Here is a 15,868-nt window from a genome sequence, read left to right as displayed (position 1 = left end):
CCCTCTATATATCCTATGGACATCCAAAGTATATTAAAGTAATATTAAGTATACCAAATTATGATTTTTCTTATATAGGATTATGCTGGAGGTACTTAAGCAATGGCGAACAAAAATTGGACAGCGAAATGGATTTGGGTACGGGAGCAGGATAGGGGCAACAACCAGTATGTAGAAGCACGCAAAACCTTCTCTCTTCAAACGCTTCCGGAACGATCGATCGTACGAATTACCGCCAATCAAGAATACAAGTTGTTCGTTAACGGCGCCGAGGTAGGGAGGGGGCCTTCGCCTTGCGATAACGGCTCCCAATATTTCGATACCTACGACGTCGCTTCGCGGCTAAAGCCGGGAAACAATGCAATCGCCATAACGGCATACAACTTCGGGGACGACGTTATCGTTACGGGCCAGAGACAGGGACCGGGAGGTCTGTTATGCCAGCTCGATCTTTATTCCGGCTTCGAATCGGCGCTGCCCGAGCGCGTCTTGGCTTCGGATGCCGATTGGAAATGCCGGGTTTCTCCGCGCTGGAGAAGCGATTCGATCCGTATGCACATGTGGGGAGGTTATCGCGAAATTTACTTGGCTAATCAAGAAGACGGCTGGGAGCGACCCGAATACGACGATTCCGCTTGGAGTTCGGCCGTCGTCGTAGCCGAAGCCGAAGATGCAGCCTCGACCTGGCCTCGGCTGTTGGCAAGGGAAATTCCGCCTTTGAAGGAGTCGTTGCTGCGGCCGCTCTCGCTTGTCGGAGAACAAGCGTATCTGGGTTCGATTCGCAATGCCGATTACGTGTTGGAGTCAATGGGCGGTTCCGCTCAGCCCCTCGCGGTCGATGCCTCGGCGCCAGGCTCCTACCCGCAGCTTACTTACGATTACGGCAGAGAAGTCGTCGGCTATCCGGAACTGACGATCGAGGCTCCCGAGGGCGGGGTCGTTCATTTGTTCTACGGGGAAGGGCTCGAGATGGAGCTAACGGATACGTTCATGCTGAAGAAGGGAGAGAACAGGCTCCAACCGTTCGGAAGACGCGCGTTCCGCTACTTGAAGCTGGCTTTCCAAGCGACGCCCGTACCGGTAACGGTGACGAGCTTGCGGATGTTGTTCGTGCATTATCCTTATCAAGAGAACGGCAGTTTTGCTTGCAGCGACGACAGGCTTAACCGGATTTGGGAAGTCGGCAAATATACGACGGTCGTCAACAGCCAGAGCCATTTCGAGGATTGTCCGCATCGGGAAGGGGCTCTATGGGTTGCGGATGCCGTAGTGATGGCGAGGGTCGTCTACCAGACGTTCGGAGATAAGGACATCGTCAGGAAGAGCCTGCTTCAGTCCGCTCGCATTCAGAATGAGGACGGTTCGATTCCGGGAACGGGACCTGAACGAAATACGTTCGTTCTTCCGGATTTCTGCGCGCATTGGCTGTTCGGGGTAAAAGAATACATGGAATACAGCGGGGACGAGGAGTTCCTTGCGGAAGTGTGGCCGTCGATTCTGAGGCTGGCGGACTGGTTCGAGCTGCAGGAAGACGACGACGGGCTGTTCGCCAAGGCGGACCGCGAAGGCTGGTGGTGCTTCATCGATTGGTCCGACGATATCGAACGCAAGGATAAAGTAACGGCGGTATCTTGCTATTATTATAAAATGCTTAAATCGGTATCCGAACTGGCGATTTGCATGGGAGAGCCGGAAAGGGCGGAGCGACTGGAACGGAAAGCGACGGCTCTTCGTGCCGCGATCCGCGGCAGGATGCGCACCCGGGACGGCGTGTTCGCGGATTGCTTAACCGGCAATGGATTATCCGATAGCATTACCGCGCAGACGAACTTCGCAGCGATCTGGTCGGGAGTCATGGAGACGGAAGAAGCCGAACGCTTTATTAGAAGCTACTATTTGGCGAGCAAACTGCCGCCGATTAAAGGCGCTTTCTTCTACCATATCGTGCTTGAAACCTTGTTTGCTTACCCGTTCAGCGAAGAAGCGATCGACGAAATTCGCGCTTTCTGGGGATCCATGCTTGACCGGGGGGCCACGACTTGGTGGGAAACCTTCGACCCTACGTTGCCCGCGAGTACGGTTCCGAGCCCTTATATGGGGCATACTCCGACCTATATGCAAGCGGCCATTCCCGTTAGTTTCTCGCATGGGTGGGGGGCGTCGCCTACCTACTTGCTGACAAGGGAAGTGTTAGGCGTGGATGTATCGAATTTAGGTGCCGGCCGCATCGACTTCCGTCCTTCGGCGGTAGGCGAGCTGACCTGGGCAAGAGGGATCGTTCCGACCCCGATCGGTGAAATCGAGGCTGCTTGGGCTCGGAAGGACGACGGCTCGTACGAATTCGAAGCGACTTTGCCGATAGATTTGCAATGGACGGGAGAGGGCCTATTAGATATACAAGCGGTTCAAGAAGGGGAAAATCGGAAGATAAAAGGAACGTTCGAGGCTCAACGAAAAATGCTGTTGCATTAAGTATACGTATAATGTATACTTTGAAATGTAAAGTATACACGATAAAAGATGAAAACCGATAATAATCGACATTGTGTATACCTACTTGAGTAGAAAGTCGCATGGATGAACTGAAAGCGCTTAAGGAAACAAATCAGACAAAGGGGAATGTTGAATGAAAAAAAGAGCTTGGATGAAACTGCTTCTCTGTTCAACGCTAGTCATCTCGTTGTTGTCCGCTTGTTCGGGAAATAACAACAATGCCAACACGGCAAGCAAACCTGCAGATACTCCTGCTCCTTCATCCCAATCGCCGGCTTCATCTTCCGAATCAAGTCCCGAATCGATTCCGCAATTAACGGGAACGTTGAACATTTCGTTATCGAATCAATCCCAGTCCTTATGGACCGCCGTTGCCGAAGCGTATATGAAAAAACAACCGGGCGTGAAAGTCTCGGTAGACAATAAACCTCAGCAAGGCTACAAAGAATGGTTAACGGCACAGTTCGCGGCGGGCACGCCCGACGTAGATTTGGCCACCATTAACGAGGTAGAAGGTCTTCAGAAGGATAAGAAGTTCGTCGATATGTATCCGTTATTCGAGAAAATGAATCCTTACACGGGCAAAGCTTGGAAGGACAGCTTGGACCTTGATGCGATGGGCGTCAATCTGGACGCGGTCGGAGAGAACGACCATTACTATACTTTGAATTTCGAGTCGGTGCAGATCGTTTGGGTTTATAATAAAGAAATCTTCGCGAAGGTCGGCGTGACGGAAGCTCCGAAAACCTTTAACGAGCTAATGGCCGCATTCGAGAAAATCAAAGCGGCCGGATACACGCCGCTTGCGATCGGTGGAGACGCCAACTCGGTATGGAGCGGTCAAGCGGGATGGCTCGTTCGAATCTATGCCGACCAATATATGCGCGACTACGTCAACGTGATCCGTTCCCAGGAGCAAGATTACTCCTTCTTGCCGGGGATGGACGATAATTGGAAATACGACCTGACTAATGCTTACAATGATTCGAATAGTAACGTAACGAAGAACAAGGTTCGTCAATGGAAAGCGATCAAAGACAAAGAAGGCCCATACAAAATCGCGGGTAATCCTAAATGGAAAGCTTATGCGGAAAACTTAAAGACGTTGTTCAGCTATACCCCTGAAGGATTTTTCGGAGTCAACGAAAAGCAAGCCTACAATTTGTTCTTAAGCGGCAAAGCGGCTACGATGATGGGCAGCCCGGGAGCTTACTGGCAGCTTCCTAAAGATTTCGCCGAAGCCGAAAAGAACGGCAACGGCGGCGCCGTGAAGCCGTTCGAATACGGATTCTTCAATATGCCTTCGATGGAAGGGCCCGAAGTCATGGCTCCCGCCCGTACGATTCAAATTCCGATCGGTTTCTACGGACTCGTATCCAAGGATGCCAAACAGAACGAGATCGGCGCCGACTTCCTTATGTACGTGACAAGTCCGGAAGGTTACGGCGTCTATCTGGATGCTATTCAGAAGAGCACGGACGCGGCGTTGTCCGGTTCTCCCGCGCTGAAGGATATTACGTTGCCGGAAGAAATGGGCAAAGCATTCGCCAACTTCGAACCGATCGGCAACACGGAAGGATTCTTCAGCGCCGCCAACCATCTGGCTCGCGGACTGTGGGATTATCAACCGTCCGTTCAAGAATGGGTAGGTTCCATTCAGAAATACTTCGCGGGCAAAATCACGGTCGATCAATATTTGAACGAGCTGCAAAGCAACGTAGACAAGAACTTCGCCGGCGCTCTGAAAGAATTCAAGTACGAATTGTCCGATTTGGAAACGCCCGAACGCGAACCGCCAGTCAGAAACTAAGTTTCGTTCTGTCCGGTTCTGCGACTGGGATGTAGCATGGCGGATCGCGGTTTCTGCGATCCGCCCTTTTGGGACGGAAGGGTGGAATGCGACATGAGAAAACTAATATATACCTTTGCTGTCATTCTAATCTGGTTATCTATCGATCCGCAGTTCGCCCACGCCAAAGAGAAATGGACTTTGGACGAAACGGCGAGTATCAGCTCCATGTCCGTGTCTCGGGACGGCAGCCGGATTGCCGTCGGAAGCTTGGCGGCCAAAGCCTACGTATTCGACACGGAAGGCGGCAAACAATTACAGGCGGACGCCAAGAATTCCGTCACGGGCGTTAAGCTGCTCGATTCGGGCACGCTTCTCGTGTCGTCCGACGATCGTCATCTGTACGCGTATGACGGCCAAGGAAAGTTGGTCTGGGATCGCGTTATGAAGAGGTCGGTCAAGGACGTAGCCGCTTCCGACGATGGCCGAATCGTTGCCGTTTCCGTACAGAGGAGCACGGATGTTTGGTATATTGACGCTAATACTGGCGAGGATGTTCGAAGCGTTCCGATCGGGATGACGATCCAGGATATCGAAGTATCGTCGGACGGCGCTTGGACGTTAGCGGCCGCGACGGATCAGTACGCCTATGTGCTGGACGACGAGGGGAACGTAGTCCATAAGCTGGGAGCGGGGGGCAAAATCGCCGCGGCCGCGATATCGGAACAAGGCGACATCGCGCTCGGTACGTCCGGATATAAGGTTGAGGTTTACGGCAAAGAAGGGGAGCGGACTTCTGTACTGTCCGTGAAGGACGACGTGATGGATGTGGCCTTGTCCGCTAACGGCGAGTTAATCGCGGTTACCGATTTCTCGGGTTATTTCTACGTCTTCGATCGCGGGGGCAAGAAGCTATGGGAATCCCGCGGCGACAGCGCGGGACGAGCGGTCGAATTCAACAAGGAAGGCCTAACTCTGTTCGGAGGCACCGATCGGGGCTCCGTTCTTCAATACGACGTCGAATCCGCCGTCAAAGGCGCCGAGAAGCAGGCGTTAAAGAATAAAATTATCGGTTACGCCGTCATTCTGCTCGCTATCGTCATTGCGGCCGCGATATTGTACGCGATGAAGCGGAAAAATCGGCTAGGCGTATTCGTAACCATGTGGCGGTCCAAATTTATTTACTTGTGTTTGTTGCCCGGCTTCGGTCTGTTGATCGTGTTTCAGTACGTCCCCGCCATATCGGGGCTATACCATTCCTTATACGATTGGAATCCCGGAGGGCGTTCCGTTTTCATCGGTTTTGATAATTTCGTAAGAATTTTCCAAGATCCTTATGTAACCAAAGGAATCGGCAATCTGGGCATACTCGTCGTTACGGGCCTGATCAAAGCGATAATTCCTCCGTTGATCGTGGCGGAACTCATCTATCATCTGAGAAGCAAGAAATTGCAATACGGCTTGCGAACGGCATTCGTCGCGTCGATGGTCATTCCCGTCGTCGCCATGTTACTAATCTGGCAAAACCTATATGATCCCAATGTCGGTCTCATTAACAACTTGTTAGAGGTGCTTGGACTAGGTTCCTTGAGCCACGGTTGGCTGGGCGATCCGAAGACGGCATTGTGGGCCATTATTTTCATAGGATTTCCGTTTGTCGGCATACTTCAGTTATTGGTGTTATACTCGGGATTGCTGTCGATTCCGGCAGAATTGATCGAAGCGGCCAAGATGGACGGCGCAACTCTTCCGAGAATTATCAGTTCCATTCATTTGCCTTTATTGTCAGGGCAATTTAAGCTCTTGATCATCCTTAGCTTGATCGGCATCATTCAAGATTTCAATGCCATTCTCATTATTACGGGCGGAGGACCGATGGATTCGACTTACGTTCCCGCTCTTCAAATGTACTACGCGGCTACGAAATTCGATGATTTGGGATACGCTTCCGCGTTAGGCGTAATGATGTTCCTTGTTATCATGGCAATTACGATCATTAATATGAAAGTGTTAAAAACGAACGAGGACTAGAAGGAGGGATGGCAGTTGATTACGCAAAACACGAACGCATCGCAGGCAGCGGCAGCCATGCCTCCGGCTGGTGGCAGGAAAAAAGGGTTCCTTGGCCCCCAAGTTAACCAAGTCGTCATCGTTGTCATTCTTAGCGCGCTGGTCATCCTCACGCTTGTACCGATCTTATTCATGGTCGTCAGCTCGCTGAAGAACAACTCCCAAATTCTAAGCAGCTTCTGGTCGTTGCCTTCGCCGGCGCAGTGGGATAATTACGGACTCGCGTACGATAAAATATGGCGGTATATGCTGAACACCATTCTATATGCGGTAACCGCAAGCGTGCTCGTGATGGCGCTGTCCGCGGTCGGAGGCTATATTTTCGCGAAGAAATCTTTTCCCGGCAAGGAAGTGCTGTTCTTCGTGATGTTGGCCATGATGATGATCCCCAGCGTCTTGACCCTTATTCCGGCTTACGTGCTCTACGAGAATATGGGACTAACCAATACGCCGTGGGTCATCCTGATCGCAAGCGCCGCAGGGGGACAAGTATTCGGAACTTTCCTATGCCGAAGCTCGATGGCCGGAATACCGGACGAAATGTTCGAAGCCGCCAGGATGGACGGGGCGTCGGAGCTTACCGTATTTATGCGGATGGTGCTGCCCCTCTCTCTGCCGATTCTCGCTACCTTATTCATCATGCATTCCGTCGGCGTGTATAACGACTATGTATGGCCGTTGCTCACGATTCGCGATAGTTCCATTCAGGTTATATCCGTCGGATTAACGACGGCGTTCAGCAAATACGGGATGGTCGAGATGGGACCCCAATTCGCGGCGTATGCCATTTCTTCGATTCCGTTAGTTCTGACCTTCGCTTTCGGGATGAAATATTACGTTCAAGGAATGACCCAAGGCGCTTTGAAAATGTAAGATGTAGTTTTCATTGAAGCATGCAAGCCTACAGTTACCCGTTCAGGTAATTGTAGGCTGTTTCGATATCGACTGCTTGCGCACCCTATCTTCTTAAAGTATACTTAAAAACAGAATCAGGGGTGATCAATCGCATGTCGGACAAATCCGTGCCGATGTATCAACATATTATCGATGATATGAAATCCAAGATTAAGAGCGGCGAGTTTGAGATGGATAAACCTCTGCCGAATCAGATCGACTTGGCTAAGATATACAACACGAGCGAGATTACTTCGCGCCGCGCGTTGGCTGAATTGGTTAAAGAGGGCTACATTTACCGCATTCGGGGCAAAGGAAGCTTTATTACGGACGGTGAATCCAGAGAGTCCTCCCCGTCCGCTATACGAACGGTTTATTTCGTATACAATGATCTCACCGTCGACGTATTGAACCATCGCTATTGGAGCGATATGCTGGAATCGATGAAAGAAGAGTGCGACGAGAACGGAGTTAACTTTTACATTTGGGCTTCCGGCACGGGGGAAAACTACGTTTTGCCGGAGGATCCGCATGCGGCGTACGTGCTCGTCACGGCGCCTTATAACTCCGATCAGCCATCGTTGGAAAGATGGAAGAACGAAGGCAAGCGAATGGTTACTGTCCAATTTTATTACCCTCATCTCTCGATTCCTTACGTTATCGCGGACAACTTGACGGGAGGTTTCCTGGCGACCCAGCATCTGCTGTCGCTCGGCCATAAGCGGACGGGAATTATTCTGACCGGCCAGTCCATGCTGGACCTGAATCAGGAATTTTCCTTGCGTCTGCAAGGTTACCGCTTAGCGCTGCAACAACATCAGATCCCCTTCGACCCGGAGCTGGTGTGCGTAATGGATGGTCCGTTCGAAAACGTAAATATGGGGTATGAGGGATTCAAGCAATTATACAAACGCACCGATAATCCGCCTACCGCCGTATTCGTAACGAGCGATATTAAGGCTATGGGCGCTCTTAAAGCCGCGCAGGATATGGGATTGAACGTTCCGAATGACGTTAGCATCGTCGGATACGACGACTTGAGGATCAGTTCTTTCACTTATCCGCACTTGACCACGATTAACCAGAATACCGCGCAGATCGGCCGGCGCGCTATCGAGATTTTGTTGAACGAAATTCCGAAAAATTCGAACTTGCTCGTCAAAGACGAAATCGTCCCTAAGCTCATAGTGCGGAATACGACGAGGGCATTGGGAGTATAGAGTTTGAGAAAACGCCGAGAGGCGTTTTTTTTATATCTATTAATTAATCGATCTATAGTTCGCTTGTTATAAAGTATATATTACGTGTATAATGTATACTTAATAGAAAGGATTCATGGTCTGGAGGATGCAAAATGATAATCGGCGATAAGAAAGACTCTCGAACCCGGGCTTATATTACGCCCAAGCGGATCGTTTGGCAATCCTCGGAAGAGAGCGCTACGGTAGAAGGAGCGGAAGTACTGTTAAGGGAACATAATGGCCAAGCTACTCTGACTGCTAGCGAAGCCTGCTTGTTGCGCAATGAAGAGGAAGCGTCAGCCGGCCTGTTGCTTGATTTCGGCAAAGAATGCCATGGCGGAATCGAGATCACGGTATGGACGGCGGAGGAGATGAGGAAAACCTCGCGAATCCGAGTGCGTTTCGGAGAATCGGTCATGGAAGCCATGAGCGAAATAGAGGGGGGAAGCGCAACGAACGATCACGCGGTCAGAGATCTGATCGTGCCCATCAGCAGCTTCATGGGAACAACGGAGATCGGCCAGACGGGTTTCCGTTTTGTACGAATTGATCTATTGGATCGTAACAGCTACATCCAGATCAAAAGCATTCGCGCCGTGGCGCTCTATCGGGATCTTGAATACAAAGGAAGCTTTCGTTCCAGCGATCCGCTGCTAGACGAAATCTGGATGACCGGCGCGTATACCGTTCACTTGAATATGCAAAATTACTTGTGGGATGGGATCAAGAGAGACCGGCTCGTATGGGTTGGAGACTTGCACCCGGAAATTTCCACGATTCATGCGGTGTTCGGACGCAATGAAGTGGTGTCCGACAGCTTGGACCTCATCAGAGACGAGACTCCTCTTCCGAGATGGATGAACAACTTCCCGAGTTATTCGATGTGGTGGATATTGATACAGCATGATTGGTATCTCCAACATGGGGATAAGCGTTATTTAGCCGAACAACGGACCTACTTGACCGGGCTTCTGTCGCAGCTCATCGAGCAAATTGCGGAGGACGGCAGCTTCCAAGCGCCCGAACCTTTTTTGGATTGGCCGACAAGGTCGAACGAACGAGCGGTTCAAGCGGGAGTTCATGCTCTGGCGTTATTGGCGATAGCCGCGGGAAAAGCTTTGTGCGAGCATTTGCAAGAGCACGCAACGGCGGAACGGTGTCAAGGAGCCATAGAGAAACTGCGCAAGCCTATTCCGGGGCATGGCAATAGCAAGCAAGCGGCGGCGCTCATGGCATTGTCGGGGTTGGCCGACCCGGCCACCGTGAACGACGAGGTGCTCTCCGTAGACGGCGCTCACCGAATATCGACTTTTCTTGGTTATTATGTGCTTAAGGCAAAGGGAGAAGCGGGCGATATTACGGGAAGCTTGGACGTCATCAGGCAATATTGGGGCGGTATGCTGGCTCTGGGAGCGACGACGTTCTGGGAAGACTTCGACATCCGCTGGCTCGAGAACGCGGCGCGGATCGACGAATTGACGCCGCCAGGCAAAGTGGACGTCCACGGCACGTACGGCGACTACTGTTACGTTGGTTTCCGGCATAGCCTCTGCCACGGTTGGGCATCGGGTCCGACCGCTTGGTTGTCCGAATACGTGCTAGGCGTGCAAACGATCGAACCCGGTTGCGCGACCGTGCGGATCAAGCCGCGGCTTGGAGATTTGGATTGGGTGGAAGGGACTTATCCGACGCCGCACGGAGAAATCCGAGTACGGCATGAGAAGCAGCGGGATGGATCGGTTATCTCTCAGATCGAGGCTCCTGAACCAATCCGTGTTATTACGGAATGACGCATGACTGCAAGCTTGGCTATCCCACTGAACCCGAATGGGTCAATGGGATAGCTTTTTTTGTATTTTCATGCGAAACAAAGAGGAAAATGTAGGAAAAAGTCGTATAGAAATACGGGGAAGTTAAACTAGAGGAGTTGTCAGCGTACATGAAAAAAGCCATTTCCGTATTGTTATTGTTTGTTTTGGCGTTAGCTAACGGCAGTTCGGTATTCGCCGCTAATTCCAATGCACCGAGCAAAGCGCAGTTAGCCGTCATTTCGAAGTATTTGACCGCGGTCGAAACCGGGGATTTGACTTTAATCAAAAAAATCCTGCATCCGTCGATCAAAGTGACTTCCTCGTCTATAGAGGCGTTCGAAGGGATCAAGGATTTTATAGTGGATAACGACGGTTACCTTAAGCATTTTAATTTGAACATTACGAAGTACGGCGCCGCGACCAAGAGTTTGGGCCAAGGATTTAAGTTGAAGGGTTACTTATTAACGGCAACGCCCGAAGGATTCACCGTGGCGGATTATACGGTCTATGTTTATTTGCTCAATTCCAAGGGAGTCGTTAAGTTCGTTACCGAGAAAACGGGAGACAGCAAGCGGATCGAAGATGCGGATTCCCTCCCGGACAAAGTTCAAACCAAACTGAACGCGTTGCTGACCGATCGGTACGGCGAGGATTATTTCGATAATCTGGCAGCCGAGGACGATAGCGGCCTCGATCTCGACGATTCGTCTGCGGCAAGCGGAGATTATTTTACGACTCAGGATTTGATAGACCTGTTTATGCTGGAATACGAAGACCTGAAGCTCTCGAACGGTAAGTTCGTGAACAATAAATCGCATTTCTCGCAAATCGTCATTTCCGAATCCAATGCGACTAAAGTGACTTTTAAGTTTAAGAATACGGGCACGTCCGACCTCAACGTTACCGCGGAAGGGTCGGGAGACGACGAGGTAAGGGTGAACGCCGGGGATACGAAGGAGATTACCTTTGAGTCCGATCCGGAAGATTCGCATTTATTCATCATTCGATTCGATAAAATTTACGATACGCCGAAGAGCTCGGACGGCGACATCGGATTCACGCTTTCGGAATTGAAAGTATATCCGGGTTCTAATGCATAACGAGTACGCGCAAGAAAGCCAGGGAAGCGATTCCCTGGCTTTTTTATATTAATGAAGGCAAAAGGAAAACCTCGAAAAACGTCGAATTGTATACTTTCGATATCATCGAGAGGAGTCACGCTATGATCCCGCTTGAGTTTGCTTTTACCTTCACGTTCGTACTGGCAGGATCGTTTGTCCGTTTTTATCTATCCCCGTTCTGGAACAGGCTTCTCTTGTGCTTTGTTTCTTTCGCGATGGTAGAAACGATCTCCCTATATGGCGGGTTAGGCGAATTTGCGTTTATTTTATATGCGGTATTCGTGTTTCTGGTTTCCTATAGCTTCTCGATATATGGGGCATTCGCATCGGTAGTCGTTGCTGCAACATTAACGTACGCAAAGAGCGAGACGGGCTGGTACCTGACGATGGTGCTCGCGTTGGCCGCGGTTTTCGGAGTGCTGCTCTACCGGCAGAAACAAAGGAAGCAGTTGTCCGACAGGGTGTGGCTCGGTCAACTATACAAGCAGTCCAGGCATCTATCCATCCTTAAAGAAATCAGTATCGCGATACAGAGTACGATGGAGGTCGGCAAGCTGCTTCATATTATTCTGACCGCGATTACCGCCGGATACGGGTTAGGATTCAACAGGGCTCTTCTTTTCTTGGTAAATGAGAACGAGACCTTCCTGCAAGGAGCGGTAGGGATCGGATCCATGAGCAAGGACGAGGGGATCCGAACTTGGAACAACGTCGTGAGCAGGAGAATGAACTTGGGAGACTTCATCGAGTTGAGGGAGGATGCTCAATTCCGCGATTTCCACTTGATTGAACTGCTTCGCGGGATGGAAATTCCGTTGCGTTCCGGGGATCATGTGTTTCATCAAGCATTAACGGAGAAGAAGCCGATCATCGTTCGCGATCTCGACTGGGCGGACACCGTTCAACGCCAGCTGGCGGAGACGTTCCGCATGTCTTCCTTTGCGGTCGTACCCATGCTTAATCAGGGTAAAATGCTCGGCGTGATCGTCGTAGACAATAACGTTAACCATCAGCCGCTCGATCTCGAAGAGATCGATAGCATCGTTCCGCTAGCGGCGCAGGCTTCCGTAGCGATCGAGAACTCCCGGTTATACGAGCGAACGCAACGGATGTCGATAACGGACGGTTTAACCGGCCTGTACAATCAACGTTATTACCAAGATACGTTGCATAAACTAGCTCTTGAAGCCGAGCGGGGCGATATCAGGTTGTCGCTGATCATCGCGGATATTGATTATTTCAAACATTACAACGATACGAACGGGCATCTGGAAGGAAACAATGCGCTCATCGGGGTAGCGAACATCATCGCGAATTTGGTTACCGGGACGCACGTCCCCTGTCGGTTCGGAGGAGAAGAGTTCGTAGCTCTTCTGCCGGACGTATCTCCCGACGAGGCTCTGAAGATTGCCGAGGACATTCGCGCCGCCGTGGAACGTCATCCGTTCCGCAACGGGGAGAATCAGCCTTCGGGCAAGCTGACGATAAGCGTCGGGCTGGCTTCCTATCATCCGGGAATGAGCGTTCAGCACCTGCAGGACATGGCCGATTCCGCTCTCTATGAAGCGAAGCGCAGCGGCAAAAACCGGGTAATCGTCCATGCGGAAGGAGTGGTTCTGCCGTGAATTCGATGATAGCGTCCGTCTGTTTGTTCGGTATTTTCATAATCGGATTGTTATTCAATAGAAAGAACTACAGCTTAGCCTTAAGGCTGTTCGCTTCGAGAAAACTGATGCGATTAGGTTATAAATTGGAAGACGTTAAATTTTCTTTCGATCGAATGGTATATACCGTTTCGTTGCCTACGAATCAACCGGACATCATGCGGGCTAACAAGGAGAACTTCGCGATCGTAGAGGAATTCGGCTCCTGGATCTATCCGCAATTGAACGGGATTCGCGTAGTGCTGAACCCTGGACAAGGGAATGCCCAGCTTATCGCCTATTTGCCGATTGAACAATTTCGTCTTCCGTTGCTGGATCAGCTTCTGTTGGACGGGAAAATCAAAGCGGAGGTTTATAGGCGGATCTGCGCGTGCATACTGATTCTGCCGTCTACTAAGGATGAAATGATCGGGGAAGTATATAAGCAAATCCATAACAAACGTTTCTCATAAATACGACAACTAGAAAAGGCGATGCGAATATGAACCCAACCTCTTATTGGCTGCAAAATGCAAGATTGGAAACCGGATTTCAATACGAGAAGGGCAGAGTGTCGGGAACGGAAACCCGGATCGCCCATATTCGAATTCATGACGGGACGATAGCGGAAATTACGTTTGGCGCAATTGCCCCGGATGACAAGCTGACGAGATTGGACGCCAAAGATCTGCTGTTGCTTCCCTCCTTTAAGGATATGCATATCCATCTGGACAAAACGTACTATGGCGGACCTTGGAAGGCGGTTAATCCCGCGGACAGCATTTTCGACCGAATCGAGGAAGAGAAGGAATTGATTCCCCGTCTCCTGCCGACAGCACCTGATAGAGCGGGGAGAATTCTGGAATTGCTGCTTAAGCACGGTTCGACTTTCGTGCGCGGTCACGTGAACATTGAGCCGACAAGCGGCATGCGAGGATTAGAGGTCGCCAAGGCTGCGTTAGAAGCCAATAAAGACAAAATGAGTTATGAGATCGTCGCTTTTCCGCAGCACGGTCTTCTGCATTCTCAATCGACGGATTTAGTCAGACAGGCGATGAGGCTAGGGGCTACTCATGTCGGCGGGCTTGACCCGACCGTCGTGGACGGGGATATGGAGCGTTCCTTGCAGGCCATGATGGACATCGCCGCGGAGACGAACGCGCCCGTCGATATGCATCTCCACGAACAAGGTCCGGCGGGGCTTGCGGCGATGAACCGATTGGCGGATTTGACGATAGAAGCGGGATGGCAAGGCAGGGTTACGGTTAGCCACGCTTTCGGATTCGCGAGCGCGTCTTCCCGGGATGCCGAAGGGCTTGCCGAGCGGTTCGCCGAAGCCGGAATTTCCATCGCGTCAACCGTGCCCATCGGCCGATCGATGATGCCGATCCCGATGCTTGATAGCAAAGGCGTAAAGGTAGAGCTCGGAACGGATAGCCTGACCGATCATTGGTCTCCGTTCGGGAACGGAGACAACTTGGAGAAAGCCGGGCGTTTAGCGGAGCTCTATCGTTATTCGGACGAATATTCTTTATCCCGGGCGCTTCGTTTCATTACCGGCGGCTTGCTGCCTTTAAGCGACGATGGGAAAAGGATCTGGCCGGCAGTCGGTGACAAAGCATCGTTCGTGCTCGCCCAAGCGAGCTGCTCCGCGGAAGCGCTAGCAAGGAGGGCGCCAAGACAGGCCGTCATACATGAGGGCGTAATCGTCTCGGGATCCATACATACGGAATAAGGAGGAGCGTGGATACAACAATGGAATTCGGAACGAAAGATAACCCATGGAAACTGAAAACGCCGCCTCAATCTTCGGAGTACGAGATGTATAAAGACATTAAGGACGGAAAGGAAATATTGGTTTGTACCGTCGGCAAAACGGTTCTGCATTATGACTATCGTTGTCTGGCGGATCTTCATCAGATGCTGAAAGAGAAGGGAGACTGGATTGAGCTTGGCAGCGCGGACGAACAGAAGCCCGCCAAAGAAGGGACAGTCGAAGCTTGGGGACGTTCCCCGGACAATCCGATCGGCGGCTGGTACGGTTTAAAGAAGGGTTTTCGCGGAAGATTCGGTATGTACGTCCCTCCGTTAATGGAAGAGTTAGGGCTCGCCGAAGTAGAGCATAATCCAAGAAACAATCGGATGCGAGCCAAATGAGAAGACCTTGAGGCGCAAACGAATAGGATAGGCTGGATGGGGGAGTCGGATTGCAACGATTCAACGCGGAATTAATCAGGCCGGAAGGGACGGGAACTTGGACGTTCCTGAAAGTACCCTTCAACGTAGAGGAAGCTTATGGAAGCAAATCTCATGTGAAAGTAAAAGGGACATTGAACGGAAACGATTATAGAGGGACCTTAATGCCGGATGGAACGGGAAATCATTTCATGGTCGTTAACAAAGTTTTGCGGGACGCCGTAGGAGCAACGACCGGGTCCGTCGTTCACGTGACGATGGAATCGGATATGGAAGTCAGGGCGGTAGGAGTGCCGGACGACTTGCGAGCGGAACTCGAAGAACATCCGGTAGCGAACGCCTTTTTCAACGATTTGGCTTATTCCTATCAGAAGGAATACGTGACGTGGATAGAAGCGGCCAAGAAGCTCGAAACGAGACGAACCCGGATCGCCAAGTCGATCTCGCTCTTGGCGGAAGGGAAGAAATTAAAGTAACTTGAAGCGCCAAGGCCAAAAAAGTGCCTTCGTTTCCCTTACAATAGGTGAAACCTTAGTAAGTACGAAAAACAAACGCCTAACTCCTCGCCGGATCGAATTGACCCGGCACGGGTTAGGCGTTCGCTTTATCT

12 protein-coding genes are annotated in these 15,868 nt (G+C 51.0%); all 12 read left to right on the top strand.

Going from position 1 to position 15,868, the window contains the following annotated elements; genetic code table 11:
• The first annotated feature begins 102 nt into the window (after positions 1–102).
• Complete coding sequence (locus FPL14_RS08585) at positions 103–2,472, top strand: alpha-L-rhamnosidase-related protein (protein ID WP_182302593.1); 2,370 nt, start codon at positions 103–105, stop codon at positions 2,470–2,472.
• Positions 2,473–2,626: 154 nt separating this feature from the next.
• Positions 2,627–4,303 (top strand): ABC transporter substrate-binding protein, encoded by a 1,677-nt coding sequence (locus tag FPL14_RS08580; RefSeq protein WP_182302592.1) that lies wholly within the window; start codon positions 2,627–2,629, stop codon positions 4,301–4,303.
• 93 nt (positions 4,304–4,396) lie between these two features.
• Positions 4,397–6,313, top strand: a complete 1,917-nt coding sequence (locus FPL14_RS08575; protein ID WP_182302591.1) for an ABC transporter permease subunit — start codon at positions 4,397–4,399, stop codon at positions 6,311–6,313.
• 15 nt (positions 6,314–6,328) lie between these two features.
• Entirely contained in the window at positions 6,329–7,225 is an 897-nt protein-coding gene (locus tag FPL14_RS08570) for a carbohydrate ABC transporter permease (RefSeq protein ID WP_229263843.1), read from the top strand.
• Between the two features lie 134 nt (positions 7,226–7,359).
• Positions 7,360–8,466: a substrate-binding domain-containing protein gene (locus FPL14_RS08565; RefSeq protein ID WP_229263842.1), complete on the top strand. Its 1,107-nt coding sequence runs from the start codon at positions 7,360–7,362 to the stop codon at positions 8,464–8,466.
• Between the two features lie 134 nt (positions 8,467–8,600).
• On the top strand, positions 8,601–10,277 hold the full coding sequence (locus FPL14_RS08560) for an alpha-L-rhamnosidase-related protein (protein ID WP_182302589.1): 1,677 nt from the start codon (positions 8,601–8,603) through the stop codon (positions 10,275–10,277).
• A 149-nt stretch (positions 10,278–10,426) separates the two neighbouring features.
• Positions 10,427–11,398, top strand: coding sequence for a cupredoxin domain-containing protein (locus FPL14_RS08555; protein WP_182302588.1), 972 nt, complete (start codon positions 10,427–10,429; stop codon positions 11,396–11,398).
• Between the two features lie 122 nt (positions 11,399–11,520).
• The gene (locus FPL14_RS08550) at positions 11,521–13,044 is read left to right on the top strand and encodes a GGDEF domain-containing protein (RefSeq protein WP_182302587.1); all 1,524 of its coding nucleotides are present in this window, start codon (positions 11,521–11,523) and stop codon (positions 13,042–13,044) included.
• Positions 13,041–13,535 (top strand): hypothetical protein, encoded by a 495-nt coding sequence (locus FPL14_RS08545; protein WP_182302586.1) that lies wholly within the window; start codon positions 13,041–13,043, stop codon positions 13,533–13,535. The genes FPL14_RS08550 and FPL14_RS08545 overlap by 4 nt, the downstream gene beginning before the upstream one ends.
• A gap of 29 nt (positions 13,536–13,564) precedes the next feature.
• Positions 13,565–14,797: an amidohydrolase family protein gene (locus FPL14_RS08540; RefSeq protein WP_182302585.1), complete on the top strand. Its 1,233-nt coding sequence runs from the start codon at positions 13,565–13,567 to the stop codon at positions 14,795–14,797.
• A 20-nt stretch (positions 14,798–14,817) separates the two neighbouring features.
• Positions 14,818–15,219: a DUF6855 family protein gene (locus FPL14_RS08535; protein ID WP_182302584.1), complete on the top strand. Its 402-nt coding sequence runs from the start codon at positions 14,818–14,820 to the stop codon at positions 15,217–15,219.
• 50 nt (positions 15,220–15,269) lie between these two features.
• Positions 15,270–15,734: a YdeI/OmpD-associated family protein gene (locus tag FPL14_RS08530; RefSeq protein WP_182302583.1), complete on the top strand. Its 465-nt coding sequence runs from the start codon at positions 15,270–15,272 to the stop codon at positions 15,732–15,734.
• Positions 15,735–15,868 lie beyond the last annotated feature (134 nt).

The sequence above is a fragment of the Cohnella cholangitidis genome (genome assembly GCF_014107495.1).
Lineage (GTDB): Bacteria > Bacillota > Bacilli > Paenibacillales > Paenibacillaceae > Cohnella > Cohnella cholangitidis.
Note: the sequence above shows the minus strand (reverse complement) of the source record. Positions and strands in the feature narration are given on the sequence as shown.

What these genes read in the sequence shown, in the direction of transcription:
- FPL14_RS08550 (WP_182302587.1), top strand. Translation starts at nt 11,521, where the DNA reads ATGATCCCGCTTGAGTTTGCTTTTACCTTCACGTTCGTACTGGCAGGA.
- FPL14_RS08535 (WP_182302584.1), top strand. Translation starts at nt 14,818, where the DNA reads ATGGAATTCGGAACGAAAGATAACCCATGGAAACTGAAAACGCCGCCT.
- FPL14_RS08560 (WP_182302589.1), top strand. Translation starts at nt 8,601, where the DNA reads ATGATAATCGGCGATAAGAAAGACTCTCGAACCCGGGCTTATATTACG.
- FPL14_RS08580 (WP_182302592.1), top strand. Translation starts at nt 2,627, where the DNA reads ATGAAAAAAAGAGCTTGGATGAAACTGCTTCTCTGTTCAACGCTAGTC.
- FPL14_RS08575 (WP_182302591.1), top strand. Translation starts at nt 4,397, where the DNA reads ATGAGAAAACTAATATATACCTTTGCTGTCATTCTAATCTGGTTATCT.
- FPL14_RS08555 (WP_182302588.1), top strand. Translation starts at nt 10,427, where the DNA reads ATGAAAAAAGCCATTTCCGTATTGTTATTGTTTGTTTTGGCGTTAGCT.
- FPL14_RS08565 (WP_229263842.1), top strand. Translation starts at nt 7,360, where the DNA reads ATGTCGGACAAATCCGTGCCGATGTATCAACATATTATCGATGATATG.
- FPL14_RS08585 (WP_182302593.1), top strand. Translation starts at nt 103, where the DNA reads ATGGCGAACAAAAATTGGACAGCGAAATGGATTTGGGTACGGGAGCAG.
- FPL14_RS08540 (WP_182302585.1), top strand. Translation starts at nt 13,565, where the DNA reads ATGAACCCAACCTCTTATTGGCTGCAAAATGCAAGATTGGAAACCGGA.